The organism is Streptomyces sp. NPDC014907 (assembly GCF_055562975.1).
Window position 1 is genome coordinate 310,140 of record NZ_JBVHEG010000006.1, and the last position, 25,705, is coordinate 335,844.

Annotated in this window: 22 protein-coding genes; 12 read left to right on the plus strand and 10 right to left on the minus strand. The window is 75.2% G+C overall.

Going from position 1 to position 25,705, the window contains the following annotated elements:
• Positions 1 to 76: 76 nt before the first annotated feature.
• Together ACZ3IL_RS19130 and ACZ3IL_RS19135 are read right to left on the minus strand one after the other, a co-directional pair.
• Positions 77 to 1,297: an acetyl-CoA C-acetyltransferase gene (locus ACZ3IL_RS19130; protein WP_467391589.1), complete on the minus strand. Its 1,221-nt coding sequence runs from the start codon at positions 1,295 to 1,297 to the stop codon at positions 77 to 79.
• A gap of 111 nt (positions 1,298 to 1,408) precedes the next feature.
• Positions 1,409 to 2,497, minus strand: a complete 1,089-nt coding sequence (locus ACZ3IL_RS19135) for an SGNH/GDSL hydrolase family protein (RefSeq protein WP_467391590.1) — start codon at positions 2,495 to 2,497, stop codon at positions 1,409 to 1,411.
• A gap of 135 nt (positions 2,498 to 2,632) precedes the next feature.
• Here ACZ3IL_RS19135 and ACZ3IL_RS19140 point away from each other — a divergent pair, with 135 nt between their 5' ends.
• On the plus strand, positions 2,633 to 4,021 hold the full coding sequence (locus ACZ3IL_RS19140; RefSeq protein ID WP_467391591.1) for a cystathionine beta-synthase: 1,389 nt from the start codon (positions 2,633 to 2,635) through the stop codon (positions 4,019 to 4,021).
• Positions 4,022 to 4,620: 599 nt separating this feature from the next.
• Positions 4,621 to 5,466, plus strand: coding sequence for a MurR/RpiR family transcriptional regulator (locus ACZ3IL_RS19145; protein WP_467391592.1), 846 nt, complete (start codon positions 4,621 to 4,623; stop codon positions 5,464 to 5,466).
• A gap of 41 nt (positions 5,467 to 5,507) precedes the next feature.
• Here ACZ3IL_RS19145 and ACZ3IL_RS19150 read toward each other — a convergent pair whose 3' ends face one another.
• From ACZ3IL_RS19150 to ACZ3IL_RS19170, 5 genes are all read right to left on the minus strand, one after another.
• Positions 5,508 to 5,879, minus strand: a complete 372-nt coding sequence (locus ACZ3IL_RS19150) for a hypothetical protein (protein WP_467391593.1) — start codon at positions 5,877 to 5,879, stop codon at positions 5,508 to 5,510.
• Between the two features lie 105 nt (positions 5,880 to 5,984).
• Positions 5,985 to 6,485, minus strand: coding sequence for a roadblock/LC7 domain-containing protein (locus ACZ3IL_RS19155; protein ID WP_467391594.1), 501 nt, complete (start codon positions 6,483 to 6,485; stop codon positions 5,985 to 5,987).
• A gap of 41 nt (positions 6,486 to 6,526) precedes the next feature.
• Positions 6,527 to 7,309 (minus strand): transcriptional regulator, encoded by a 783-nt coding sequence (locus ACZ3IL_RS19160; protein ID WP_467391595.1) that lies wholly within the window; start codon positions 7,307 to 7,309, stop codon positions 6,527 to 6,529.
• A complete protein-coding gene (locus tag ACZ3IL_RS19165) occupies positions 7,306 to 7,704 on the minus strand; it encodes a roadblock/LC7 domain-containing protein (protein WP_467391596.1) in 399 nt (132 codons plus the stop codon). The genes ACZ3IL_RS19160 and ACZ3IL_RS19165 overlap by 4 nt, the downstream gene beginning before the upstream one ends.
• Positions 7,705 to 7,832: 128 nt before the next feature.
• Positions 7,833 to 9,242 carry a type III PLP-dependent enzyme domain-containing protein gene (locus tag ACZ3IL_RS19170; RefSeq protein ID WP_467391597.1) on the minus strand — a complete coding sequence of 470 codons (1,410 nt, stop codon included), beginning with the start codon at positions 9,240 to 9,242 and terminating at the stop codon, positions 7,833 to 7,835.
• Between the two features lie 126 nt (positions 9,243 to 9,368).
• Between ACZ3IL_RS19170 and hutU the strand changes: the two genes are divergently transcribed.
• The 4 genes from hutU to hutI are packed head-to-tail and all read left to right on the plus strand — an operon-like array spanning position 9,369 to position 14,855.
• Complete coding sequence (hutU, locus tag ACZ3IL_RS19175; RefSeq protein WP_467391598.1) at positions 9,369 to 11,045, plus strand: urocanate hydratase; 1,677 nt, start codon at positions 9,369 to 9,371, stop codon at positions 11,043 to 11,045.
• Positions 11,042 to 12,259: an allantoate amidohydrolase gene (locus tag ACZ3IL_RS19180; protein WP_467391599.1), complete on the plus strand. Its 1,218-nt coding sequence runs from the start codon at positions 11,042 to 11,044 to the stop codon at positions 12,257 to 12,259. Before hutU ends, ACZ3IL_RS19180 begins: the two co-directional genes overlap by 4 nt.
• Positions 12,250 to 13,590, plus strand: a complete 1,341-nt coding sequence (locus ACZ3IL_RS19185; protein ID WP_467391600.1) for a formimidoylglutamate deiminase — start codon at positions 12,250 to 12,252, stop codon at positions 13,588 to 13,590. Before ACZ3IL_RS19180 ends, ACZ3IL_RS19185 begins: the two co-directional genes overlap by 10 nt.
• Positions 13,591 to 13,607: 17 nt before the next feature.
• The gene (gene hutI / locus ACZ3IL_RS19190) at positions 13,608 to 14,855 is read left to right on the plus strand and encodes an imidazolonepropionase (RefSeq protein WP_467391601.1); all 1,248 of its coding nucleotides are present in this window, start codon (positions 13,608 to 13,610) and stop codon (positions 14,853 to 14,855) included.
• A gap of 37 nt (positions 14,856 to 14,892) precedes the next feature.
• On the opposite strand, the gene ACZ3IL_RS19195 is transcribed toward hutI, so the two are convergent.
• Entirely contained in the window at positions 14,893 to 15,243 is a 351-nt protein-coding gene (locus ACZ3IL_RS19195; protein WP_467391602.1) for a VOC family protein, read from the minus strand.
• A 324-nt stretch (positions 15,244 to 15,567) separates the two neighbouring features.
• Here ACZ3IL_RS19195 and ACZ3IL_RS19200 point away from each other — a divergent pair, with 324 nt between their 5' ends.
• The 6 genes from ACZ3IL_RS19200 to ACZ3IL_RS19225 all read left to right on the plus strand — a co-directional run bounded on the left by ACZ3IL_RS19200 (position 15,568) and on the right by ACZ3IL_RS19225 (position 22,189).
• On the plus strand, positions 15,568 to 16,659 hold the full coding sequence (locus tag ACZ3IL_RS19200; protein ID WP_467391603.1) for a GNAT family N-acetyltransferase: 1,092 nt from the start codon (positions 15,568 to 15,570) through the stop codon (positions 16,657 to 16,659).
• On the plus strand, positions 16,656 to 17,966 hold the full coding sequence (locus ACZ3IL_RS19205) for a glycosyltransferase family 2 protein (protein ID WP_467391604.1): 1,311 nt from the start codon (positions 16,656 to 16,658) through the stop codon (positions 17,964 to 17,966). The genes ACZ3IL_RS19200 and ACZ3IL_RS19205 overlap by 4 nt, the downstream gene beginning before the upstream one ends.
• A 92-nt stretch (positions 17,967 to 18,058) precedes the next feature.
• Complete coding sequence (locus tag ACZ3IL_RS19210; RefSeq protein WP_467391661.1) at positions 18,059 to 18,814, plus strand: polysaccharide deacetylase family protein; 756 nt, start codon at positions 18,059 to 18,061, stop codon at positions 18,812 to 18,814.
• The gene (locus ACZ3IL_RS19215) at positions 18,811 to 20,739 is read left to right on the plus strand and encodes a hypothetical protein (protein ID WP_467391605.1); all 1,929 of its coding nucleotides are present in this window, start codon (positions 18,811 to 18,813) and stop codon (positions 20,737 to 20,739) included. Before ACZ3IL_RS19210 ends, ACZ3IL_RS19215 begins: the two co-directional genes overlap by 4 nt.
• On the plus strand, positions 20,736 to 21,158 hold the full coding sequence (locus tag ACZ3IL_RS19220) for a hypothetical protein (RefSeq protein ID WP_467391606.1): 423 nt from the start codon (positions 20,736 to 20,738) through the stop codon (positions 21,156 to 21,158). The genes ACZ3IL_RS19215 and ACZ3IL_RS19220 overlap by 4 nt, the downstream gene beginning before the upstream one ends.
• Positions 21,155 to 22,189 (plus strand): glycoside hydrolase family 26 protein, encoded by a 1,035-nt coding sequence (locus ACZ3IL_RS19225; protein WP_467391607.1) that lies wholly within the window; start codon positions 21,155 to 21,157, stop codon positions 22,187 to 22,189. The genes ACZ3IL_RS19220 and ACZ3IL_RS19225 overlap by 4 nt, the downstream gene beginning before the upstream one ends.
• Positions 22,190 to 22,211: 22 nt before the next feature.
• Here ACZ3IL_RS19225 and ACZ3IL_RS19230 read toward each other — a convergent pair whose 3' ends face one another.
• Together ACZ3IL_RS19230 and ACZ3IL_RS19235 are read right to left on the minus strand one after the other, a co-directional pair.
• On the minus strand, positions 22,212 to 24,359 hold the full coding sequence (locus ACZ3IL_RS19230; protein ID WP_467391608.1) for a lipopolysaccharide biosynthesis protein: 2,148 nt from the start codon (positions 24,357 to 24,359) through the stop codon (positions 22,212 to 22,214).
• Entirely contained in the window at positions 24,356 to 25,546 is a 1,191-nt protein-coding gene (locus ACZ3IL_RS19235) for a DegT/DnrJ/EryC1/StrS family aminotransferase (protein ID WP_467391609.1), read from the minus strand. The genes ACZ3IL_RS19230 and ACZ3IL_RS19235 overlap by 4 nt, the downstream gene beginning before the upstream one ends.
• Positions 25,547 to 25,705: the final 159 nt, after the last annotated feature.

Genomic DNA, 25,705 nt, shown 5'->3' on the forward strand with positions numbered 1-25,705 from the left:
GTCGCGCCGAGCTTCGCCACCGCTGCGGGCAGGTGCCGCCCTCGTACCTCGGGCGACCCCTACCCTCCGCTCCGGCTCAGCTCAGCCGCTCGATGACCATCGCCATGCCCTGGCCGCCGCCGACGCACATGGTCTCCAGGCCGAACTGCTTGTCATGGAACTGGAGGCTGTTGATCAGCGTGCCGGTGATGCGGGCGCCGGTCATGCCGAAGGGGTGGCCGACGGCGATCGCGCCGCCGTTCACGTTCACCTTGTCCAGGTCCAGGCCCAGCTCCTGGTAGGACGGGACGACCTGGGCGGCGAACGCCTCGTTGATCTCGGCCAGGTCGATGTCGCCGATGGTCAGGCCGGCGCGCTTCAGGGCCTGCTTCGACGCCTCGACCGGACCGAGGCCCATGATCTCGGGAGACAGACCGGAGACGCCGGTGGAGACGATCCGGGCCAGCGGGGTCAGGCCCAGGTCGCGGGCCTTGGTGTCGGACATGATCACCAGGGCGGCGGCGCCGTCGTTGAGCGGGCAGCAGTTGCCGGCCGTGACCAGGCCGTCGGGGCGGAAGACCGGCTTGAGGCCCTGCACGCCCTCCAGGGTGACGCCCGCGCGCGGGCCGTCGTCCGCCGAGACGACCGTGCCGTCCGGCAGCGTCACGGGAGTGATCTCGCGCGCCCAGAAGCCGTTCTTGATGGCCTGCTCGGCGAGGTTCTGCGACCGCACGCCGAACTCGTCCATCTCCCGGCGGCCGATCCCCTTGAGACGGGCCAGGTTCTCGGCGGTCTGGCCCATCGCGATGTAGGCGTCCGGGACCAGGCCGTCCTCGCGCGGGTCGTGCCAGGTGGAGCCCTCGGAGGCGGCGACCTCGGCGGTGCGGGCCTCGGCCTCGGCGAAGAACGGGTTGTGCGTGTCGGGCAGCGAGTCCGAGTTGCCCTTCACGAACCGGGACACCATCTCGACGCCCGCCGAAATGAAGACGTCGCCCTCGCCCGCCTTGATCGCGTGCAGCGCCATCCGGGAGGTCTGGAGCGAGGAGGAGCAGTACCGGGTGATCGTGCAGCCCGGCAGGTGGTCCATGCCCATCTGCACGGCGACGATCCGGCCCAGGTTGTTGCCCTGCTCGCCGCCGGGCAGACCGCAGCCCAGCATCAGGTCGTCGATGTCGCGCGGGTCCAGCTCGGGCACCTTGGCCAGGGCGGCCTGGACGATGGTCGCGGTCAGGTCGTCCGGCCGCAGGTCCTTCAGGGAGCCCTTGAAGGCCCGGCCGATGGGGGAACGGGCGGTCGAGACGATCACGGCTTCGGGCATCACGGCTCCATGGGGTGCGGAGTGGGCGGACTCAAAGGGAAGTTACCCGTACGTACCGCACGGGGTCACCGGGACGGGTGTGTGATGCGGACCTCTTTTCTAAGCGGCCGCTCAGTTGGTGGGGGTGTCGGTCGGAGGAGAGGGGTCCACGGGCGCCCGCAGGCCCCCGGCGGCCTTCCCGGCCCCTCCCGCCGCCTCGACCTCTCCTGCCTCCCCGGCCTCTCCCGTCTCCGCCGCCGCGACCGGCAGCCGCCGCCTGCGCCGGTACTTGAGCAGGGCCCACGGCGCCCGCGCGGCCGTGACCTCGGTGCCGGCCTCCTTCGCCGCCTCGGCCGCCGCCTCCGCCACCGGCAGCACGTTCTCCCGCCGCGCCGGCTCCAGCAGGTCGGCCTCCGGCCACATGCCCAGCACCGCGCAGACCGTGGGCAGGACGGCCATCGCCGCCGTCGCGTACCCCTCGGCCGAGGGGTGGAAGCTGTCCACCGCGAACATCTCGCGCGGGTTCGCCTCGAACTCCGGCCCCAGGAGATCGCCGAGCGACACCGTCCGCCCGCCCTGCTCCACCACCACGATCGTCTGCGCCGCCGCGAGCTGCCGCGAGGCCCGCCGCGCCAGCCAGCGCAGCGGCTGGTAGACCGGCTCGATCGTGCCCAGATCGGGGCAGGTCCCGACGACCACCTCCGCGCCCGCCGTCCGCAGCCTCCGCACCGCCGCCGCCAGGTGCCGCACCGACTCGGTCGGCGGCATCCGGTGCGTCACGTCGTTCGCCCCGATCATGATCACGCACACGTCCGGCGGCCCCAGGGGCTGCGAGAGCAGCAGCGACACCTGCCGCTCCAGGTCGTCCGAGCGCGCTCCCGGCAGGGCCACGTTCCGCAGCACCACCGGCCGCTCCGCCACCGCCGCGAGCCCCGAGGCCAGCAGCGCGCCCGGCGTCTGGCCGGTCCGGCGCACCCCTTGGCCCGCCGCCGTGGAATCACCCAGAAGGGCGAGCCGCAGCGGCTCCTCCCCGCCGAAAGCCCGGCCGTACAGGCCGTCCGCCGCCGGCGGCAGCGGGGCCGCCCCGCCCCCCACCGTCCGCTTCGCGATCTGCGCCTCGGCGAGGAGGAGTCCCACCGCCGCGACCCCGAGGAGCCCGATGCCCCCGCCGCCGTACGCCGCACCCGTCGCGATCCGCCGCGCCACCCTCGCCCTCGACATGGGGCCGTCACCTCCTCCGAGCCGTTCAGGCCTCAAGCCGGCCGGGCTTCAGACCGTTCAGGGTCTAACTGCCCCGTAACCCGCTCCGACTACGCATACGCTGGCCACACCATTACGGAGACCCCGGAGATTACGGTGCAATTCCACGACTCGATGATCAGTCTCGTCGGCAACACCCCGCTGGTGAAACTCAACAACGTCACGGCGGGCATCCAGGCGACCGTCCTGGCCAAGGTCGAGTACTTCAACCCCGGAGGATCGGTCAAGGACCGGATCGCCCTGCGGATGATCGAGGCGGCCGAGCGCAGCGGCGAGCTGAAGCCCGGCGGCACCATCGTCGAGCCCACGTCCGGCAACACCGGCGTCGGCCTGGCGATCGTGGCCCAGCAGAAGGGCTACAAGTGCATCTTCGTCTGCCCCGACAAGGTGTCCCTCGACAAGATCAACGTGCTGCGGGCCTACGGCGCCGAGGTCGTGGTCTGCCCCACGGCCGTCGACCCGGAGCACCCGGACTCGTACTACAACGTCTCCGACCGGCTCGTCCACGAGACGCCGGGCGCCTGGAAGCCGGACCAGTACTCCAACCCGAACAACCCGCGCTCGCACTACGAGACCACCGGTCCCGAGCTGTGGGAGCAGACGGAGGGGAGGATCACCCACTTCGTCGCGGGCGTCGGCACCGGCGGCACCATCTCCGGCACCGGCAACTACCTCAAGGAGGTCAGCGGCGGCGCCGTGCGGGTGATCGGCGCCGACCCCGAGGGCTCCGTCTACTCGGGCGGCTCGGGCCGTCCGTACCTGGTCGAGGGCGTCGGCGAGGACTTCTGGCCCACCGCGTACGACCAGAAGGTCACCGACCGGATCGTGGCCGTGTCCGACAAGGACTCGTTCCAGATGACCCGCCGCCTCGCCAAGGAGGAGGGCCTGCTCGTCGGCGGCTCCTGCGGCATGGCCGTGGTCGCCGCCCTGGAGGTCGCCCGCGAGCTGGGCCCCGACGACGTCGTGGTCGTCCTCCTCCCGGACTCCGGGCGCGGTTACATGTCCAAGATCTTCAACGACGAGTGGATGGCCGACTACGGCTTCCTGGAGGACACCTCCTCCGCGAACGTCGCCGACGTCCTGCGCCACAAGGAGGGCGGCCTGCCCTCCCTCGTCCACATGCACCCGGACGAGACCGTGGGGCAGGCCATCGAGGTGCTGCGCGAGTACGGCGTCTCCCAGATGCCGATCGTGAAGCCCGGCGCCGGCCACCCCGACGTCATGGCCGCCGAGGTCGTCGGCTCGGTCGTCGAGCGCGAGCTGCTCGACGCCCTCTTCACGCAGCGCGCCTCCCTGGAGGACCCGCTGGAGCGGCACATGAGCGCGCCGCTGCCGCAGGTCGGCTCCGGCGAGCCCGTCGCGGACCTGATGACCGTCCTGGGCGAGTCCGCCGACGCGGCGATCGTCCTGGTCGAGGGCAAGCCGACCGGTGTCGTCAGCCGCCAGGACCTGCTGGCCTTCCTGGCGGGCGGCGGCGCGAAGTAGCCCGCGGCGGGGTCCGCGAAATCGGCCGTGACACCGGACGCGGCGCCGTTCGCGCAATCGGTACGCGCGCGACACGTGCGCGCAGCACCCGCTTAACACGCGTCCGGCAGATTGTTCCCCGTCGGCGTCACGGACTTCCGGAGCGGCTCCCGGGCCTCCAGAGACGCCGCCGGACGCGGAGACCGGCCCTGACCCGGGCCCGTGTCCCTCGCGGGGACCGCCGTCGTCCCGCCCCCCGGCAACGGGGGTGCGGCGGTCCCCGCGCCCGGCTTCACGGAAGGGCCCCCGCGAGAGCGGGGGCCCTTTCCCGTGCGGCGGCACGGCCGTACGGTGGGCGCCTGCCGGTCCCGGGGCGCGGCCGGGGAAGGCGCGCGGGGGTTGCCGGGAGGACCGGGAGGGCCGGAACCGCCGGAAGCACCGGAATTGCCGGAAGCACCGGAACCGCCGGGGAGGCGGGAGCCGGGGCCGCACGGGGAGGCGGGAGCACCGCAGCCGCCCGGGGAGGCGGGAGTCCGGTCCCGCAGGGGACGCCCCGCCGGGATCGTGCATATCCTTATGCAGAGTGATGCGCGCGTGAATAGGTGAAAGGGGAGGGCGGCGTGAGCGACAGCCCGGCCGGCCGGCTCCAGGCCCTCTTCGAGGGGCACCGGCTGACGCCGACCCAGCGGCGGATCGCGCACTGCATGGTGCGGCGGGCCGGTGACGTGCCGTTCCTGTCCAGCGTGGAGCTGGCCGAACTCGCCGGGGTCAGCCAGCCCTCCGTCACCCGCTTCGCCGTCGCCCTCGGCTTCGACGGGTACCCGGCGCTCCGCCGCCACCTGCGCGAGGTCACGCCCCCCGGGGCCGGTGCCGGTGAGGACGGGGGCGAGGCGTTCAACGAGTACCAGCAGGCCGTCCTCGCCGAGATCGAGAACCTCCGGCACCTCGCCGGACTGCTCGCGGACCCCGGGCCGGCCGAGCGGGCCGGACGGCTGCTCGCCCGCTCCCGCCCGCTGCCCGTGCTCGGGCTGCGGGCCGCCTCCTCGCAGGCGCGGGGCTTCGCCTACTTCGCCGCCAAGGTGCACCCCGACGTACGGCTCCTCGACGAGGGCGGCTCGATGCTCACGGACCGCGTGGACGCGGCCGTACGGGCCGGGGCCACGGCCCTGCTCTGCTTCGCGCTGCCCCGGCACCCCCGCGAGACCGTCGAGGCCCTGGCGTACGCGCGGGCGGCCGGGCTCACGGTCGTGACCGTCGCCGACTCGGCGTTCGCGCCCGTCGCCGCCCACAGCGACCTGCTGATCCCGGCCGCCGTGGGCACCGGGCTCGCCTTCGACACCGCCTGCGCCCCCATGATGCTCGGCCGGGTCCTCCTGGAGGCCATGGCCGACGAACTCCCCGACGCGCAGGCGCGCCTGGAGGAGTTCGACACGAAGGCGGCGGCGCGGGGCCTGTTCGTCGAGTAGACGGGCGGGGCGGGCGCGCCGGGCGGCGGGGTCCGGCGCCGTCAGACCTCCAGTTCGGCCTCGATCTTCTTCAGCTGGTGGCGGGCCATCGCCAGGTTGGCCCGGCCCTTGTCCAGGGCCAGGTAGAGGAAGAGGCCGTTGGTGTTGCGTCCCTTGAGCAGCCGGATCAGGTGGTAGTGGGTGCCGAGCGTGATGAGGATGTCCTCGATCTCGTCGTTGAGGCCCAGCATCTCCATCGCCCGGACCTTGGCGCGGACGACGTCGGTGTTGCCGGCCGCCGCCACGTTCAGGTCGAGCTCCTTGCCGCCGCCGATCGTGCCGAGCGCCATGCCGCTGGTGTAGTCGACGAGGGCCGCGCCGATCGCGCCGTCGATGGAGGCCGCTTCCTTGAGGGAGGTCTCGGTGTTCGCCATGGTGTCGTACTTCTTTCTTACTCGGGTTACGGCCTTCTCGGGTGAGGGCCTTCTCGGGTCACGGTCTTGTGGGCCACGGGCTTCCGGGCCGCGTGGCTCCCGCGGTCACGGGCTCCCGGGGGCGCGGACGTCCCGGGTCGGGAGCCTCCCGGGGGACGGGGGCCTGCCGGGGGACGGAGGCCCCGCCGGATACGGGGGCGGGAGCTGTCCGAGACGGGGCTGCTCCCTGCGCTCCAGCGCGCCGTCGACCAGTTCGCCTATCCGGACGCTGGACCGGCGGGCCTCCAGGTGGAGCCGCCCCACGTTGATCCGGGGCTCCGCGAGCAGCGTGAGGACGACCGAGTCGCCCGCCGCGTACGTCGCCACGTAGCCGTTCTCCCCGCGCACGAGCAGTTCGCGGAAGCGGCCCTGTCCCGTGGAGTCGGTCAGGCGCCGGCCGACGCCGAGCGCCGCCGCCGTCAGCGCGGCCACGTTCTCCGCCTCGCCGTCCACGGTGTCGTGGGCCAGGACGAGGCCGTCGGCGCTGGCCGCGAGGGCACCGGTGAGCTGGGGAAGCCGCGCCCGCAGCCGTCTCAGCTCGCCCAGGACCTCGGCTTCTGCCGTCATGAGCTGTCTCCTCTCGGCGCGCATGCGCAGGGCACGCCTCATCACAGGTGTGCCTCCAGGGCGTCACGGAGCCGGCGCAGCAGGGCGATGTCGGGATGGGCCGTCGGCAGGACCGACGGGAAGGACGGCGTCCGTGGTGCGGGAACGGATTCCGGATCGGGTGTGAGGGGGGTCTCGACCAGTCCGGCGGCGGCGAGCCGCCGTACGTCGAGAAGGGTGTGGAAGGCGGGGCGGCCCAGCAGCCGGGCCAGCTCCGCCGGGGTCCGCTCCCCGTCGGCCAGCGCGAGCAGCGCCCGCTGGCGCGCCCCCACGGTCTGGCCCGGGACGGCGGGGCGGGGGACGACCGGGGCGGTGTCCACGGCGGCGTACGGCCAGACGGTGTCGAGGAGTTCGCGGCGGCGCGCCGTCTCGCGCTCCACCGCCTCGGCCGAGACCGGCCGCACCGTGCCGAACCAGTGCCCCACCCCGTACCGGAAGCGGGTCGGCCCGCTGGCGGGGGAGAGGGCGAAGAAGGCCGCGTCGAAGACGGCGCCGAGGTGGCATATCTCCAGCTCGCCGTCCTGGAGACGGCCGCTGTCCACGAGGAAGCGGCCCACCGCGCGGTGGGCGCCGGCCCGGTCGACGGCCTCGTCCCAGTTCTCCCGGGGCAGCCGGCCGCCGGTGGTGAGGAGGACGTCGACGCCGGGGGCGGCGGGGCTCTCCGCGTGCACCACCCGGCCGTCGACCAGGTAGAGCGTGCCGTGGTCGCGGAGCAGGGCGCCGGTGGCCCGCTCGGCGGCGAGCCGGACCAGCATCGGGGAGACGGGGGTGGCGACGGCGCTCATCCGAGGACCAGCCTCTCGGCCATGTCGCGGAGCCGCATGCGGGCGAGGGCGAGGTTGCCGGTGTCGCGGTCGAGCCAGAGGTGGAGGAAGACGCTGCTGTCGAAGGAGGTCTCCACGAAGCGGAGGACGTGGTAGCCGGCCCGGGTGGTGACGATCAGGTCCTCGACGGGCGGGCCCCCGGCGGCGGCGGGATCGTCGCCCGCCGTCACGAACGTGTCGAACTCGGCCGCGCACCGGGCGAGTTCGGCGGTCTCGGCGGCCGTCGTCTCGTGGTCCCCGACGGGTGAGTCCCCCGCCGTCCCCAGCGCGAGCCCGCTGGTCCAGTCGACCAGGGAGGCGCCCCGGGCACCCGGCAGGGTCATGGCCTCCGTCAGGCACTCGTCGATTCCGGGCACGCGGATTCCCCTCCCGATGCGGTGTGCGAACGTACGGCAGTAACGGTGACGCTACTGAACGTTCCCGTCCGGAGGGGGAGTTCTGGCATTTTCCATCGGAACATGCCCCGGAGTGACGAGAATTCGCCCTAGCGCCCGCCCCGGTCACCACCCCCGTCGCGGGCCGTTCCCGTGCCCTCCGCCCGGTCGGCGGGCCCGTCCCCGTCCGGCCGGCCCACGAGCGCGTCCGCCAGGTCCCCACCGGATTCGGCCACGATCTCCTCGGTCGTCTGGGCCCTCCGCACGGTCGCGAACGCCACCGTCCCGTCGCCGCCCACCGTGAAGCCGTGCACCGCGGGCCGGGGCAGGCTGTTGTACGCGTAGTGGTGGGCGAAGCAGTACGCGCCGGTGTCCGGCACCGCCACCACGTCCCCGGGGCGGAGCGGCGGAAGCGCGCGGCCCGCGGCGAGCAGGTCCCCGGCGAAGCAGGCGGGGCCCGCCACGTCCTGGACGACGGTCTCCCCGGTGCGCGGCCGGCCCCCGGAGTCGTACGCGAGGACGCGCAGCGGCCAGGACGCGGGGGCGTAGACCGTGCGGGTGACGAGCTGCACGCCCGCGTGGGTGACGGCGATCGGGCGGCCCCCGGAGGTCTTGGTGTACTCCACCCGGGTCAGGACCGTGCCGTGCTTGGCGAGCAGCGAGCGGCCGAACTCGGTGACCAGGCGGTAGCGGCCGTCGAAGAGGCCGGGGACGGTGGCGGCGAGCAGCCGGGCGTACTCCGCGTACGTCGGCGTCTCCTCGTCGGAGGCGAAGTTCACCGGCAGGCCGCCGCCGATGTCGAGGGTGTCGATCCTCCGTCCGCCCGCCGCCCGGTTGATCTCCTCGGCCAGCGCGTACGCCTCCGCGACCCCCCGCGCCATCAGCGCGAGGGGGACGCCCTGGGAGCCGGTGTGGACGTGCAGGCGGGTCAGCCGGGGGCGGTCGAGGAAGGCCCGCACGACGGCCTCGCGGGCGCCCCCGTCGCGGAGCGCCACGCCGAACTTGGAGGTGGCGGTCGCGGTGGAGAGCGCGCCGATGGAACCGGCGCCGACCTGCGGGTTCACCCGGAGCCCGAGGGGCGGGAGCGGCGTGGTGGCGGCGGCCGCGAGCGCGTCGAGGCGTTCCAGCTCCTGGAAGTTGTCGGCGTTGACCGCGACCCCGAGGGCGAGGGCCAGGCGCAGCTCCTCCGGGGTCTTGGCGGGGGAGTCGAGCACGATGCGGCCGGGCGGAATCCCGGCGGCGCGGGCGAGGGCCAGCTCGCCGGGGCTCGCCGCCTCGGCGCCGATCCCGGCCTCGTGCAGCAGGCGCAGGACGGGGACGAGCGGGGCGGCCTTCACGGCGAAGGCGTGCAGGACGGGAGCGTCGGTGACGGCGGCGAAGGCGCTGGTCAGCGCGGCGGCGGAGGCGCGGATGCCGGCGGTGTCGAGGAGGGCGACGACCGGTTCGGCGGGGGAGAGGAGTCCCTGCTCGACGGCGGCGCGGACGGCGAGATCGCGACGTGAGGAGGCCATGCGGCCCATCGTCGCCCCTCCGGTGCGGCAGCGGGAGGGGGCGGCGCGTCCCGGTCCGCCGCCCCACCCTGTTGACTACAACTATTCATGGAGCCAGGATGTGAATATCTGAACGACATTCGAGGAGGCACCGCCATGTCAGGACCCCGCCCCGTACGGGCCCCGCGCGGTACGGAACTGAGCGCCCTGGGATGGCAGCAGGAGGCCGCCCTCCGGATGCTCCAGAACAACCTCGACCCCGAGGTCGCCGAGCACCCCGACAAGCTCGTCGTCTACGGCGGCACCGGCAAGGCCGCCCGCGACTGGCGCTCCTTCGACGCGATGGTCCGCACCCTGCGCACCCTCAAGCAGGACGAGACGATGCTCGTCCAGTCCGGCCGCCCGGTCGGCGTCATGCAGACCCACGAGTGGGCCCCGCGCGTCCTCATCGCCAACTCCAACCTGGTCGGCGACTGGGCCAACTGGGAGGAGTTCCGGCGCCTCGAACAGCTCGGCCTCACCATGTACGGCCAGATGACGGCCGGCTCCTGGATCTACATCGGCACCCAGGGCATCCTCCAGGGCACCTACGAGACCTTCGCCGCCGTCGCCGCCAAGAAGTTCGGCGGCACCCTCGCCGGGACCATCACCCTCACCGCCGGCCTCGGCGGCATGGGCGGCGCCCAGCCGCTCGCCGTCACGATGAACGACGGCGTCGCGATCTGCGTCGACGTCGACCCGCGCGCCATCGAGCGCCGCATCGAGCACCGCTACCTGGACGTGAGGGCCGACGACCCCGCCCACGCCCTCCGGCTCGCGGTCGAGGCGCGCGACGCCCGCCGCCCCCTCTCCATCGGCCTCCTCGGCAACGCCGCCGAACTCGTCCCGCAGATGCTGGCCGAGGGCGCGCCCATCGACATCGTGACGGACCAGACCTCCGCCCACGACCCGCTCTCCTACCTCCCCGCCGGCATCGCCTTCGAGGACATGGCCGACGCGGCGGCGAAGGACCCGGCCGGGTTCACGGCGCGCGCCCGCGAGTCGATGGCCCGGCACGTCGAGGCCATGGTCGGCTTCATGGACGCGGGCGCCGAGGTCTTCGACTACGGCAACTCGATCCGGGGCGAGGCCCGGCTGGCCGGGTACGACCGCGCCTTCGCCTTCCCCGGCTTCGTCCCCGCCTACATCCGCCCGCTGTTCTGCGAGGGCAAGGGCCCGTTCCGCTGGGCCGCCCTCTCCGGCGAGGCCTCCGACATCCACAAGACGGACAAGGCGATCCTCGACCTCTTCCCGGAGAACGAGTCCCTGCACCGCTGGATCAGGATGGCCGGCGAGCGCGTCCACTTCCAGGGCCTACCCGCCCGCATCTGCTGGCTCGGCCAGGGCGAGCGCGACAAGGCCGGCGCCCTGTTCAACGACATGGTCGCCGACGGCACCCTCGCCGCCCCCCTCGCCATCGGCCGCGACCACCTCGACTGCGGCTCGGTCGCCTCCCCGTACCGCGAGACCGAGGCCATGCTCGACGGCTCCGACGCCATCGCGGACTGGCCCCTGCTCAACGCCATGGTCAACGTCGCCTCCGGCGCCTCCTGGGTCTCCCTCCACCACGGCGGCGGCGTCGGCATGGGCCGCTCGATCCACGCGGGCCAGGTCTCCGTGGCCGACGGCACCCCGCTGGCCGGCGAGAAGATCCGCCGCGTGCTGACGAACGACCCGGGCATGGGCGTCATCCGCCACGTCGACGCCGGCTACGACATCGCGGAGCGGGTCGCCGACGAGAAGGGCGTCCGCGTCCCCATGCGCGAGGGCGCCGAGGACGAGGCGTCCGCGTGAGCGAGAGCTTCCACGCCATGTGGCGGTCGCTGCGGCCCCTCGGTCGCAGCGCCGCCTCCGGTGGCTACCGCCGCTACGCCTGGACCGGCGCCGACGCCGACTGCCGCCTCTGGTTCCGGATGCAGGCCGAGGCCCGCCGCCTGGACGTCGAGACCGACCGCAACGGCAACCAGTGGGCCTGGCTCGGCGACCCCGCCGCCGGCGACGCCGTCGTCACCGGCTCCCACCTGGACTCCGTCCCCGACGGCGGGGCCTTCGACGGTCCCCTCGGCGTCGTCTCCTCCTTCGCCGCCCTCGACGAACTCCGCTCCCGGGGCGTCTCGTTCCGGCGTCCCCTCGCCGTCGTCAACTTCGGTGACGAGGAGGGCGCCCGCTTCGGCCTGGCCTGCGTCGGCTCCCGCCTCACCGCCGGCCGGCTGACGAAGGAGCGGGCGCACGAGCTGCGCGACGCCGACGGGACCAGCCTCCCGCAGGCCATGGAGGCCGCCGGGTACGACCCCGACGCCATCGGACCCGACCCGGAGCGGCTCGCCCGCATCGGCGCCTTCGTGGAACTGCACGTCGAGCAGGGCCGGGCCCTGGACCTGTCCGGCGACGCCGTCGGCATCGCCTCCGCCATCTGGCCGCACGGCCGCTGGCGGTACGACTTCGCCGGCGAGGCCAACCACGCCGGCACCACCCGGCTCGTGGACCGCCGCGACCCGATGCTCACCTACGCCGAGACCGTGCTCACCGCCCGCCGCGAGGCCGAACTCGCGGGCGCCGTCGCCACCTTCGGCAAGGTCGCGGTCGAGCCGAACGGCGTCAACGCCATCCCCTCCCTGGTCCGGGGCTGGCTCGACGCGCGCGCCGCCGACCAGGAGGCGCTGGACGCGGTCGTCGCGGGCGTCGAGACGGCGGCCCGCGACCACGCGGCCCGGCACGGAGTCGACCTCACGGTCGTCCGCGAGTCCTTCACCCCCGTCGTGGACTTCTCCCACGCCCTGCGCGACGAACTGTCCCGGATCCTGGGCACCTCGGGGAAGGTGCCGGTCCTCGGCACCGGAGCGGGCCACGACGCGGGCATCCTGTCCGAATCGATCCCGACCGCCATGCTGTTCGTGCGGAACCCCACCGGCGTCTCGCACTCCCCGGCCGAGTTCGCGGCCGAGGACGACTGCCTGGCCGGGGTCCGCGCACTCGCCGACGTACTGGAGGAGCTGGCGTGCCGCTGACGACGACGTACTGGCTGGAACACGCCTGGCTCGACCCGTACGTCGAGCCGGGCGTGGCCCTGGACGTGACGGACGGCCGGATCACGTCCGTCCGGACGGGCGCGGAGACGCCCCCGCCGGGCGCCGAGGTCCTGCGCGGCCTGACGGTCCCGGGCCTGTCCAACGCCCACTCGCACGCCTTCCACCGCGCCCTGCGCGGCACCGTCCAGGTCGGCTCCGGGACCTTCTGGACCTGGCGCGAGACCATGTACAAGATCGCCCAGCGCCTCACCCCCGACAGCTACTTCGCGCTCGCCCGTGCGGTGTACGCGGAGATGGCGCTCGCCGGCATCACCTCCGTCGGCGAGTTCCACTACCTCCACCACGCCCCCGGCGGCACCCCGTACGCCGACCCCAACGCCATGGGCGAGGCCCTGATCGCCGCCGCCGCCGAGGCGGGCGTCCGCATCACCCTCCTCGACACCGCCTACCTCTCCTCCGGTTTCGGCGCCGCCCCCGAACACCACCAGCTCCGCTTCACCGACGGCACCGCCGACGCCTGGGCCGAACGGGCGTCGGCGCTGAGGGAACGGGAGGGCGTACGGATCGGGGCGGCGATCCACTCCGTACGGGCCGTCCCGGCGGACCAGCTCGCCACGGTGGCCGACTGGGCCCGGCGGCGGGAGGCCCCCCTCCACGTGCACCTCTCGGAGCAGACCGCCGAGAACGACGCCTGCCTCGCGGCCCACGGCCTCACCCCCACCGGGCTCCTGGCCGAACACGGCGTGCTCGGCCCCCGGACCACCGGCGTCCACAACACCCACCTCACGGACGGGGACGTCGCCCTCATCGGCTCCTCCTCCACCGGCACCTGCATGTGCCCGACCACCGAACGCGACCTCGCGGACGGCATCGGCCCGGCCACCGCCCTCCAGAAGGCCGGCTCCCCCCTCTCCCTGGGCAGCGACAGCCACGCCGTCGTCGACCTCCTCGAAGAGGCGCGGGCCATGGAGCTGAACGAACGGCTGCGCACCCACGTCCGGGGCCACTGGACCGCCGCCGCGCTCCTGCGCGCCGCCACCGCCGGCGGCCACGCGGCCCTGGGCTGGCAGGAGGCGGGCGCCCTGGAGGAGGGCTCCCTCGCCGACTTCACGACGATCGCCCTGGACTCCGTCAGGACAGCGGGGCCGGTGCCGCGTCTGGCAGCCGAGACGGCGGTATTCGCAGCGTCGGCAGCGGACGTGCGCCACACGGTCGTGGGCGGCCGCCACGTCGTGAGGGACGGGGTCCACCGGTCCGTGCCGGACGTGCCGCGGGCCCTGGCCGACTCGATCGCCGTCCTGCGCGGCTGAAGGAGAGACCCCTCACCATGAACACCGGACCCGAGGCGAGGAACAGCGCGGCGGCGACCTCCGCCCCCACGAGCGCGAACAGCGCCGTGGCGACGCCCGCCACCGCCATCGTCAACATCGCGAGCCTGGTCACCAACGATCCCTCCCTCGGTGATGGAAGTCCTCTGGGGCTGATCCGGAACGCGGCCGTCGTCACGGAGGGCGACCGCGTGGTCTGGATCGGTGAGTCCAGCAAAGCACCCGCCACTGACAACCGGGTCGACGCCGGCGGCCGGGCCGTGGTCCCCGGCTTCGTCGACTCCCACTCGCACCTGGTCTTCGCGGGCGACCGCACGGCCGAGTTCAACGCCCGCATGTCGGGGCGGCCCTACGAGGCGGGAGGCATCCGCACGACGGTGGCGGCGACCCGCGCGGCGAGCGACGAAGCCCTGTCGGCGAACGTCGCCCGCTACCTGCGCGAGGCCCTCGCCCAGGGCACGACCACCTTCGAGACGAAGTCCGGCTACGGCCTGACGGTCGAGGACGAGGCCCGCGCTTTGCGCGTCGCCGCCGCGCACACCGACGAGGTGACGTACCTCGGCGCGCACGTCGTCCCCCCGGAGCACGCGGACGACCCGGCGGCGTACGTGGACCTCGTGACGGGCGAGATGCTGGACGCCTGCGCCCCGTACGCCCGCTGGATCGACGTCTTCTGCGAGGAGGGCGCCTTCGACGGCGACCAGGCCCGCGCGATCCTCACCGCCGGAAAGGCGAAGGGCCTCCACCCCCGGGTCCACGCCAACCAGCTCACGTACGGTCCCGGAGTCCGGCTGGCGGTGGAGCTGGACGCGGCGAGCGCGGACCACTGCACCCACCTGACGGACGAGGACGTGGACGCCCTGGCGTCGGGGAACACGGTCGCCACCCTCCTCCCGGGGGCGGAGTTCTCCACCCGGGCCGCGTGGCCGGACGCCCGCCGCCTCCTCGACGCGGGCGTCACGGTGGCCCTCTCCACGGACTGCAACCCGGGCTCCTCCTTCACCTCCTCGGTCCCCTTCTGCGTCGCCCTGGCGGTCCGGGACATGGGCATGACCCCGGACGAGGCCCTCTGGTCCGCCACGGCGGGCGGCGCGGCGGCCCTCCGCCGCACGGACGTCGGCCGCCTCGCCCCCGGCGCCCGGGCCGACCTCGTCCTCCTGGACGCCCCGTCCCACGTCCACCTGGCCTACCGGCCGGGGGTGCCGCTGGTGGCGGAGGTGTGGCGGAAGGGCGTACGGGTGGCCTGAACGGCCGGCGGCCCCCGTACGCCGCGGCCGTCCCCCCTCAGGCGCGGTGGCCGAGCACGTTGACGACCCGGCCGTCCGGGTCCCGCACGAAGAAGCGCCGGACGCCCCACTCCTCGTCCGTCAGCGGGTGCACGACCTCCGCGCCCGCCGCCCGCACCACCTCGTACACCGCGTCCACGTCCTCCACCTCCACGCTCAGGTCGGGGACGACGGGGCCGGTCCGGTCGGAGCCCATCAGGCTGATCTGGGCGGTGGGGACGGCCGGCGAGGCGAGGGTCGCGATCCAGCCGAGGTCCATGACCTGCTCGAAGCCGAGGAGCCCGTAGAAATCCCGGTTCTCCCCGGGGGAGGCCGTACGGAGGTTGGGAACGACGCGGCGCACGCTCATCGGGGGCTCCTCGGTGCCGGGGACGTCTCGTGGAACTCGTGTCACTCGTGTGACTCGTGGCCCCCCGGATCTTCCCCGTGACGCGCGCGTCGAACGCGGCAGGCCCCTCCGGGACGCCCGCGATCCGGACATCACCCGTCCGCCGCTCCCCTCCGGCGGGCCGGAACCCACCGCCCGCTCCCCTCCGACGGGCCGGACCCGCCGCCCGCCCCTCCCTCCCGCGACCGGTCACGGAAAGACCGGGTATCCCTGACCCGGGGCGCCGCGGACCGGTACCGTCCTGTCCTGGCGGGACTCAGGGGGGAAGACCGGGGGGTCGGCAGGGTGAACGCTGTCCGTGTGCGGGTCGTGCGGCCGGAGGAGCTGGGCGCGCGCGAGATCGAGGCGTGGCGGAAGCTGCGCGCCGGGTCCGGGGCGCCCGACAACCCCTTCATGACACCGGAGTTCGCGCGGGCGGTGGCCCGGGTGCGGCCCCGTTCGCGGGTCGCCGTCTGGTGGGAGGGGGACGAACCGGTCGGCTTCTTCCCGTACGAGAAGGGGCCGCTGGGGCGGGGCCGCGCCCTCGGGTACGGCGTCTCCGACAGCCAGGGCGCCGTCCTCCGGCCCGGGCTGCGGCCCGGCGCCCGCGCCCTGCTGCGCCACTGCGGCCTCGCCGTCTGGGAGTTCGACAACCTGGAGGACGGCCAGCCGGTCTTCGGGCCCGCCGCCGCCGAGTCCTTCGCCTCCCCCGTGATCGACGTCCGCGAGGGGTACGCCGCCTACGAGGCGCTGCTGCGCGTCCGGTCGCCCAAGTTCCTCAGGACCACCCTCGCCAAGGAGCGCCGGCTCGCCCGCCGGGCCGACGGCGGGACGCGGTTCGTCTTCGACGAACGCGACCCGGCGGCCCTGCGCACCCTCATGGAGTGGAAGTCCGCCCAGTACCGCAGGACCGGGCGCGGCGACCGCTTCGCCAAGGAGTGGATCGCCACCCTCGTCCGGCACCTCCACGAGCGGCGCACGCCCGGCTGCTCCGGCGTCCTGTCCGTGCTGTACGCGGGGGAGCGGCCGGTCGCCGCGCACTTCGGGCTGCGGTCCGCGACCGTGCTGTCCTGCTGGTTCCCCTCGTACGACCCCGAGTTCGCGAAGTACTCGCCCGGCCTCGTGCTGCACCTGCGGATGGCCGAGGCGGCGGCGGAGGCCGGGATCGGGACGCTGGACCTGGGGCGCGGCGACGCCGAGTACAAGGACGCCCTGAAGACGGGGGAGCTGACGGTGCACGAGGGGGCCGTCCGCGTCCCCGGCGCGCGGGCCGCCCTGCACTGGCTGGCGCGCGAACCGGCCCGGCGCGTCCACGGGTTCGTCCGCGGCCGGCCCGCCCTCGCCGCCCGCGCCCGCGCCGCGCTCAACGGGGCCGCCCGGCTGCGGGGCGGACGGTGACCGCGTCCGGGAGGCCCGCCTCCCCGGCGGGGCGCTCCCTCCCCCGCCCCCTCTCCGTCGCCGAGATCGACCTCGCCGCGCCCGGAGGACCCGTCCTGTCGCTGCGGCCCGCACCCGGCGGGCCGCCGGTCGTGCCCGGGGACGTCTACGCGCTCGTACGGCTCCGGGGGCGGCCCGCCGCCACCGTCGTCGGGACCGTCGCGGACGGCGAGGACCCCGCCGGCGTGCTGGCCGCCCTCGCCCGCGAACGGCTCGCCCGGCGGACGCCCCCCACCGACGCCGAACGGCTCGCCGGGCCGGCGACGGACGAGGAGCCCGTCCCGCCCCGCGCCTCCGTCGTCGTCGCCACCCGCGAGCGCCCCGGGCGGCTCGCCCGCGCCCTCGACTCGCTCCTCGCCCAGGACCACCCCTGCTTCGAGATCGTCGTCGTCGACAACGCGCCCCGGACCGGGGACACGCACGACCTGGTCACCCGGGAGTACGCCGGCCGCGTCCGGTACGTCCGCGAGGACGCCCCCGGCCTCGCCGCCGCCCACAACACCGGCGCCGCCGCCGCCCGCAGCGGGGTCCTCGCCTTCACCGACGACGACGTGGTCGCCGACCCGCGCTGGCTGACCGCGCTCACCGCCCCCTTCGCGGCCGATCCCGGCCTCGGCTGCGTCACCGGACTGATCCTGCCCGCCCGGCTGTCCACCCCCGCGCAGGTCCTCCTGGAGGCGCACGGCGGCTTCGCCAAGGGCTTCGCCCCGCGCCTGTACGACCCGGCCCGGCCGCCCGCCGACGAACCGCTCTTCCCGTTCACCGCGGGTGCTTTCGGCTCCGGGGCGAACATGGCCTTCCGGGCGGACGCGCTGAGGAGGGCCGGCGGCTTCGACCCCGCCACCGGCACCGGGACCGCCGCGCGGGGCGGCGACGACCTGTACGCCTTCGTCGCCGTCCTCTCCGCCGGCTTCCGCCTCCGCTACGCCCCCGGGGCCCTCGTCTGGCACCACCACCGCGACACCTGGCAGGACCTGCGGAACCAGGCGTACGGCTACGGCGCCGGCCTCACCGCGTACCTCACCGCGACCCTCGTCCGCCGGCCCCGGCTGCTGCCCGCCCTGCTCGCCGGGCTGCCGCGCGGCCTCGCGCACGCCCGGACGATCACCGCCCGGCGCGGGGGGACCCCCGCGGGGGGCGTCCCCGGCGAGCACGGCGCCCACCACCACCCCTGGCCCCGGAGCCTCTCCCGACTGGAGCGACGCGGCATGCTCTACGGCCCGATCGGATACGCCACCGCCCGGCTGCGGAAGGCGGGACCGCGATGACGCGCGCCACCGGCGGCCTCCGCGCCCTCCTGCCCGGCGGCCCCCCGGTCCCCGTCCACGCCCGCATACCCGTCCTCCTCTACCACGCCGTCATGGAGGACCCGCCGGACTGGATCGCCGAATTCACCGTCGGCCCCCGGGAGTTCGCCTCCCAGCTCGACGCGGTCGTCGCCTCCGGCCGCACCGCCGTCACCGCCGGCGCCCTCGCCGCCCACCTCGCGCACGGCACCCCGCTGCCGCCCCGGCCCGTCGTCCTCACCTTCGACGACGGCTTCGCCGACCTCGCCGGGCCCACGGCCGAGGCGCTCGCCGCGCGCGGACTGCCCGCCACCGCGTACCTGACCACCGGCGCCCTCACCCCCGGCCGGCCCTGCCTGCTGCCGCCCGCGCCGATGATGACCCTCGACCGGGCCCCGCGCCTGGAGGAGTACGGGATGGAGGTCGGCGGCCACACCGTCACCCACCCGCAGCTCGACACCCTCGCGCCGGGCGCCCTGCGGCGCGAACTGCGCGATTCGAAGGCGGAACTGGAGGACGTCCTCGGCCACGAGGTGGCGCACCTCGCCTACCCCCACGGCTACAACGGCCCGGCCGTCCGCCGGGCCGCCGCGGCGGCCGGGTACGCCTCGGCCGCCGCCGTGCGGCACGCCCTCAGCTCCGGCACGGACGAGGTCTACCGCATCGCCCGGCTCATCGTGCGCCGCACCCACACCACCGCCGACGTCGAGCGGTGGATGGAGGGCCGGGGCGCGAAGGCCGCGCCGTACCCGGACTCGCCGGCCACGATCGGCTGGCGCGTGTACCGACGCACGCGCGCGCTGGTGCGCGGAACGGAGTTCGCGGGATGACGGAGAAGGCGTTCACACCGGTGGCCGGGCCGGCGCCCCCGGGCGGCGCGCGGTCCGTCCCCGCCCGGGACGGCGGCGGACCCCCGTCGCACGCGCGCCGCGGCGCCCCGCCCGGACTCCTCGCCGCGCTGCCCCCCGCCCTCCTCGTGCTGGGCCTCGGCCTGTGGGCGTCCGCCCTGCCCGGCATCGACTTCCGCACCATGGGCGACTACGGCCTCCTGGACCGCCTGCCCGTCGCCTTCCACGCCTCCCTGCTCGTCCTCACCGCCGGATTCCTGGTGACGCTGCGGCGCGCCGGGACCTCGCCGGGCTGGCCGCTCGTCTACTGCTCCGCCCTGCTCGTCGCGCTCAAGGCGCCCCCGGCGGTGCTGTACGACGCCGTGCGCTACCCCTGGGCCTCCAAGCACGAGGCCGTCGTCGAGGCCGTCCTCGGCGCCGGGAAGCTGCGCCCGGACGCCGGGCTGTCCGGGAACATGTCCGCCTACGAGCAGTGGCCGGGCTTCTTCACCCTGAACGCCGCGCTCGTCCGCGCCTTCGGCACCGAGAGCGCCGCCACCTACCTCAACTGGGCGCCGGTCCTCCTCGGCCTGATCGCCCTGCCCCTGCTCGTGCTGATCTACCGCACCTTCGCCGAGGACTGGCGGCTGGTGTGGACCGCCGTCTGGATCTTCCAGCTCGCCAACTGGGTCGGCCAGGACTACTTCGCGCCGCAGGGCCTCGCGTACCTCCTGCACCTGACCGTGCTCGCCGTCGTCCTGCGGCACTTCGTGCGGCCGGGCTCGGCGGGACGCCTGCGCGACCGGGCGCACCTCGATCCGGCGGCCACCTCCGTGCCGCCGCCCACGAGCCCGCGCCAGCGCGCGGTCTGCCTGGTGATCCTCTCGCCCGTGATCCTCGCGATCAACGCCGTCCACCAGCTCACGCCGGTCATGCTCTGCGCCGCCCTGCTCGCCCTCGGCCTCACCCGCCGCTACCGCAACTACGGCCTGCTGGCCGTCGCCGGGCTGCTGATGCTGACCTGGAACCTCACGATGGGCCGGCCGCTGTTCCTGGAGATGCTCGGCACGCTGCGCGCGTCGCTCGGCCGGCTCACCGAGAACTCCCGGGCCGGATACGCCGGGCAGCTCACCGGCCCCGGGCCCGAGCTGGCCGGCCGGGCCGGCATCGCCATGGCCCTCGCCGTCGTCGTGCTCGCGGGGGCCGCCGTGCTCGTCCGCCGCCGGCTGACCCACAGCGCGCTGCCGCTGCTGCTGGTCTCGGTCGCGCCGGTCCCGCTCTTCGCCGTCAACGACTACGGCGGCGAAATGCTCTTCCGGGTCTACCTGTTCGGGCTGCCCGGCGCCGCGTTCTTCGCGGCGGCGGCGCTGGTGCCCGCCGCCGCGGACGCCCGCAGGAGCCGCGCGGCCGCCGCCCGGCGCCGGGCGGCGGCCGTCGCCCTCCCCGCCGTCCTGGTCGTCCTCGTGGCCGGGTTCCTGCCCTCGTACTACGGCAAGGAGACGATGTACTACACCCCGCCCGCCGAGTCGGACCTGGTCACCCGCGCCATCGACCGGCTGCCCAGGGGCGGCCTGCTCCTCGCCACGTCCGGCTCCTTCCCGCAGGCCCTGCACGGCTACGACCGGGTCGACCACTGGTTCTTCGCCGAGCAGGAGCTGCCCGAGAACGAGAAGATGCTCGCCGACCCGGCCCGCTACCTGACCGAGGGCATTCCGCCCGGCACCACGGCCCACGTCGTCCTCACCCGCACCCAGGAGGTCTACACGGCGGGGGAGGGCCTGCTGCCGCCGGGCGGCTTCGAGGTCCTGCGCGCCCGGCTGAAGGCCTCCCCGCTCTTCAGGACCGTCGAGGAGAAGCCGTACGGGATCGTCCTCGCCCACGTCCCGGCGGCGCCCGCGTCCCCGGCCACCCCGGGAGGCACCCCGTGAAGCCGGGCCGGAACCGGATCAGGGCCCTCGTCGCCGTCTCGGGGTGGGTGGCCTTCGCGGCGACCCTGCTGCCCGGCGGCTGGCCCCCGCGCTGGCTGCCCGTCCTGCTCTTCGTCTGCCTCGGGCCCGGCGCCGCCCTGCTCCACCCCCAGCCGCGCGGACTGCGGCCCGGCGCCCGCCTGGAGGCCTTCGCGCTGGCCGCGCCGATCAGCCTCTCCCTCGCCTCGCTCACGGCCACCCTCCTCTTCCTGGCCGGGGTGTTCTCCGTCACCGCCTTCCTCGTCCCGCTCGCCGCGTTCACCACCGGCGCGGCCCTCCTGCCGGGCCTGCCGCTGCCCGCGGCCACCCGGGGGGCGGCCGAACCGGAGGGCACGGGACGGTTCCGGTCGCGGCGCGGAACCCCCGGTGGCACCCGGTGACCGGCCGGCGCGCGGTGGCGCTCGCCGCCGCCGGCGTGCTCCTCGCCGGCACCGGGGTGTGGGCGACCGCCGCCGGGGACGAGGTCCGGTGCGTCCCCGACGCCCGGCTCGTCGCCCCCTGCGGGGCCTGGTGGGGGGCGTACGTCCCCCACGCCGGGGACGGTTCGCTCGTCCGGCCCGTGCGCGACTTCGAGCGGAGGATCGGCCGGCGGCTCGACCTCGTGTACACGTACCACGACATGTCCGGCAACGCGCTGGACGGGACCCTGCTCACCCCCGACGAGCGGCTGCTCGGACGGGACCGGATGCTCATGCTCGCCTGGGAGTCCACGGTCTGGAAGGAACCCCACCACGCCGGCTGGACCGAGACCCAGCTCGGCTGGAAGGAGATCGCGTCCGGGCGGTACGACGCCAAGGTCCTCGATCCGCAGATCCGCCGCGTCAAGGCCTACGGCAAGCGGATCTTCCTCTCCTTCGACCAGGAGGCCGACGCCCGGGTCGCGGAGGGGGCCGGGACGCCCGCCGAGTACGTCGCCGCCTACCGCCACCTCCGCGACCGCTTCCGCCGACTCGGCGCCGACAACGTGGTCTGGGTGTGGACGGTCTCCGGCTACCTGGGCAGCGCGGAGACGATGAAGCGGCTGTACCCGGGCGACGACCACGTCGACTGGATCGGCATGGACCAGTACAACTACCACCTCTGCCACGGGACGCCGGACTGGCTGGACTTCGACGAGAGCCAGCGTCCCGCCTACGACTGGCTCCGGGAGAACGTCTCCGCCCGCAAGCCCGTCATGCTCGCCGAGTTCTCCACCGCCCCCGACCCGGAGCGGCCCGAGCGGCAGCGCGACTGGTACACGGCCATCCCCGGGGTCGCGCCGACGCTGCCGGAGGTGAAGGCGTACGTGCACTGGAACCGGGCCGTGCCCGGCCCCGGCTGCGACCTGACCGTCAACGCGGGTCCCGCCCTGGAGGGGTACCGGACCGCCGGCCGGGACCCGTACTTCCGGCAGCGGCTGCCGGACCGCTGACCGGCCGCCGGGCGGCCCGCCGTCAGCGCCGCCGGCCCGCCGCCCCCCGGACGGCGCACACCGCCGCCGTGCCCCCGGCCAGGCCCAGGAAGAGCGGCAGCGGGGCGCCGGCGAACGCCTGCTGCCCCGCCCAGCCGGCCCAGACGAGCACCCACACCACCCCCGCCGTGACCCGCGCGCCCGTGCCGAGCACCCGCAGCAGCAGCGCCACGAGCAGCAGGCACAGCGCCTGGAGCGCGACGGGGGCGACGGCCCGCCCCGTCCCCTCGCCCAGGAGGACGGCGCCCGGTCCCCCCGCGTCGGCCGGCCGCAGGCCGAGGAGCGGCGGGGCGGTGTGCAGGGCGAGGAAGGTCGCGAGGAGCACCGCCGAGGCGAAACCCGGGCGGAAGGCGCGCAGGCCCGCGGCGACGCCCTGGAGGACGACGAGCAGCAGCCCGGCGCCGACCGTGACGGGCGGCAGCGCGGCGATCAGACCGGTGCCGGAGAGTTCTTCGACGTCCAGTTCGCGGGAGCGGGCGAGCGGGTACCAGAAGAGCCCGGCCGCCAGGCCGAGCAGCGGCCACAGCCCGGCCGTCCACCGCTCCCGGCCGGCCCCCTCCGTCCCGGCCCCCTCCGTCCCGGCCCCCTCCGTCCCGGCCCCCGCCCCAGGGGGCGCGGCCACCCCGGGCGCCCGGTCCGGGGGGACGAGGACGGGGACGCCGAACGCGGGCGTCACCGCGTCGTGCGCCCCGCGCAGATAGGCGCTCTCGCGCGCCCAGCGCGTGCCGTACCCGTCCCCGTACCCGCCCCCGTCTCCGGGCTTCGTCCGGGCCGCCGGCCGGGGCCGTCCGGCCGGCGCGCGGCCCTTCAGGACGGCCCGCAGCCCCGGCACGCACACCGCCGCCATCACCGTCATCGAGCCGAGGACGGCGAACCCGGCGCCGTCGATGCCGTACGGGCCGAGGAGGAGGGCCGCGCCGCCGAGGACCAGGACGCACATCGAGCCCTGGATCACGGCCAGCATGCCCGTGCGCCCCTGGACGCGCAGCACGCCGATGTACAGCTCGACGGCGACCCGGGGCAGGGCCCCCGCGGCGAGCAGCCGCAGCACCGTGGAGCCGTTGTCGGCGTAGCCCCGGCCGAAGGGGGTGAGGATCAGGGGGGCGAGGACGACGAGGACGAGGACGACCGGGACGAGCAGCAGCGTCATGCGGCGCAGGGCGCCCCCGACCCCTTCGGCGAGGGACTCCGGGCTGTGCGAGGCGTGCGCGGTGAGCGAGGAGGCCATGTTGATGGCCATGAACTCCATCGTGCCGCCGACGGTGTAGGCCGTGTAGAAGAAGGCGTTGTGGGCGGCGTCGAAGCGGACGGCGACCATCATCGGCAGCAGGCTGATCATGACGAGGCTGAAGAACGCGCCCACGGAGTCCCCGGCCACGAAGCGGCCGATCTCGCGCAGGCTCGGCGGCTCGCGGTCCCGGTCGGCGCGGGCCTGCCGGGGGATGAGCCGGCGGAAGATGAGCCAGCCGAGCGGCACCACGGAGAGCGCGATCGCCGCCGCCCAGGAGACGAAGACGCCGAGCACCGGTACGGCGGAGGCCAGGAGGACGAGCAGGACCAGCTTGCCGAGCGAGAAGGCCGCGTTGCCGACGGGCACCCAGATCGCGCGCCTGAGCCCGGTGAGCACGCCGTCCTGGAGGGAGAGCAGCGCCCAGCCGACGGAGGAGGCGGTGAAGAAGATCCCGGCGGAGACGGTGCCGAGCGGGGCGTACGAGGGGCCCCACCAGTCCAGGGTGAGCAGGAAGAGGGCGCAGGCGACGCCGACGACGACGGCGCTGGTCAGGTAGAGGCGCAGGACCAGCGGCCCGGTGGCGCGGCCGGCCCGGGGCACGTAGCGGACGACCGCGCCGGCCAGGGTGGTCGCCGCGATCGAGGCGAGCATCCGCTGCGCGGCGATGGCGGCGGAGCCCTGGCCGACGGCCTCCTCGGAGTAGTGGCGGGCGGCGACCAGCCAGAAGCCGAGGCCGAGGGCGGCGGAGACGCCGGTGGAGAGCATCAGGGCGTACGCGTTGCGGAACAGGGAGCTCTCGCCGGAGCCGGGGTCCCCGTCGCCCCCCGCCGCGCCGGCGTCCGCGCGGGTCCCGCCGGACGCGGACCGTCCCGCCCCGCGCAGCCGTACGGACCCGGTCACCGGGTGCCGCCGAGGGCGGCCGACGGGTGGACGGGCCGCAGGCCGGCGGCGCGCAGGGCGGCGAGGACGTCGTCCGCGCGGCGCGGGTCCGCGGGCAGGGCGTGCCGGGCGAACCAGGCGGCCCGCTCGGGCGCGGGGGAGGGGTCGGTGAACGGTTCGCCCGCGTAGGCGTCGAGCGGCGGGTCGTAGAGGTAGCCGGTGGTGACGCGGCGCCGGGCGAGGGCGGCGACGGCGGCGTCCCGGTCCTCGACGAGCAGCGGCACCCGGAACAGCGGCTGGGGCTCCGCGCCGGCGGCGGAGCCGTACTCGCTGGCCAGGAGGCGGGCGGTGCCCGTGCGGTGGGCGTCGAGGACGGCGTCGAGCCCGGCGAGCCTGCGGGCGGTGCGGCGGAGCCTGCCGGGGCCCGGACGGAGCCGGTAGTCGTGCATGTCGACGCGGACCCAGGAGTGGAAGGGGTCGAGCGCGGGCGCGGCGGGGAGGGCCCGGGCGAGCGCGCCGGCGCGGAGCGGCATCCGGATCTCCTCGCGCTCCTCCAGGCCGAGGGCCCGCAGCGCCGCGCGCGCGGCGCCGGTCAGGCGCAGTCCGCGCACGGCGGCCTCCGCGTACGGCCGCGCCAGGTGGGCGAGTTCGGCGGTGGCACGGACCGGGTGCAGCAACGCGTCGCGGGCGGCGGCGAGTTCGTCGCGCAGGGCCGGGTCGGCGAGGGCGAGGAAGCCGCCCGTCCCGGCGCGGGCGTGCTTGGAGAGGCTGAAGACGGACGCCTCGCCGTACGTGCCGACCGGGCGCCCGCCGACGGTGGAGCCGATCGCGTGGGCCGCGTCCTCGATCAGCGGGATGCCGAGCAGGTCGCACCGCTCGCGCAGCTCGGGCGCCGGGTCGGGGTTCCCGTACAGGTTGGTCGTGAGGACGGCGGACAGGCCCCGCCAGACGGGCCCGGGCACGGCCGCGACGTCGAGGGAGCCGTCCCGCGGGTCGAGCGGCGCCTGGACCGGGCGGAGTCCGGCGGCGAGGACGACGAAGAAGATCACGTCGTCGTTGACCGGTGACATCAGCACCCGTCCGCCCGGCTCGCACCAGTGGCGCAGCGCCAGGTAGAGGCCGAAGCGGCACGACGGCACGTAGAGGCACTCCCTGCCGCCGAGCCTGCCGCGCATGCGTTCTTCCAGTTCCGCGTACGCAGAAACCATGTGATTCCCCCCTGAAACCCCGGCTCAATGTGGCCCAGCCCGGACCGTGCGTCAACAACGCCCCGGTCGCGGGCCGGATCACGCGCTCGGTCGCGCGGAAGGGCCCGTCCGGGGTCGTCAGACCGTGGACGGGCCCTTCCGGAAGCCATCCTGGCGCCC

What these genes read in the sequence shown, in the direction of transcription:
- ACZ3IL_RS19130 (WP_467391589.1), bottom strand. Translation starts at nt 1,297, where the DNA reads ATGCCCGAAGCCGTGATCGTCTCGACCGCCCGTTCCCCCATCGGCCGG.
- ACZ3IL_RS19135 (WP_467391590.1), bottom strand. Translation starts at nt 2,497, where the DNA reads ATGTCGAGGGCGAGGGTGGCGCGGCGGATCGCGACGGGTGCGGCGTAC.
- ACZ3IL_RS19150 (WP_467391593.1), bottom strand. Translation starts at nt 5,879, where the DNA reads ATGGCGAACACCGAGACCTCCCTCAAGGAAGCGGCCTCCATCGACGGC.
- ACZ3IL_RS19155 (WP_467391594.1), bottom strand. Translation starts at nt 6,485, where the DNA reads ATGACGGCAGAAGCCGAGGTCCTGGGCGAGCTGAGACGGCTGCGGGCG.
- ACZ3IL_RS19160 (WP_467391595.1), bottom strand. Translation starts at nt 7,309, where the DNA reads ATGAGCGCCGTCGCCACCCCCGTCTCCCCGATGCTGGTCCGGCTCGCC.
- ACZ3IL_RS19170 (WP_467391597.1), bottom strand. Translation starts at nt 9,242, where the DNA reads ATGGGCCGCATGGCCTCCTCACGTCGCGATCTCGCCGTCCGCGCCGCC.
- hutU (WP_467391598.1), top strand. Translation starts at nt 9,369, where the DNA reads ATGTCAGGACCCCGCCCCGTACGGGCCCCGCGCGGTACGGAACTGAGC.
- hutI (WP_467391601.1), top strand. Translation starts at nt 13,608, where the DNA reads ATGAACACCGGACCCGAGGCGAGGAACAGCGCGGCGGCGACCTCCGCC.
- ACZ3IL_RS19195 (WP_467391602.1), bottom strand. Translation starts at nt 15,243, where the DNA reads ATGAGCGTGCGCCGCGTCGTTCCCAACCTCCGTACGGCCTCCCCCGGG.
- ACZ3IL_RS19210 (WP_467391661.1), top strand. Translation starts at nt 18,059, where the DNA reads ATGGAGGACCCGCCGGACTGGATCGCCGAATTCACCGTCGGCCCCCGG.
- ACZ3IL_RS19215 (WP_467391605.1), top strand. Translation starts at nt 18,811, where the DNA reads ATGACGGAGAAGGCGTTCACACCGGTGGCCGGGCCGGCGCCCCCGGGC.
- ACZ3IL_RS19235 (WP_467391609.1), bottom strand. Translation starts at nt 25,546, where the DNA reads ATGGTTTCTGCGTACGCGGAACTGGAAGAACGCATGCGCGGCAGGCTC.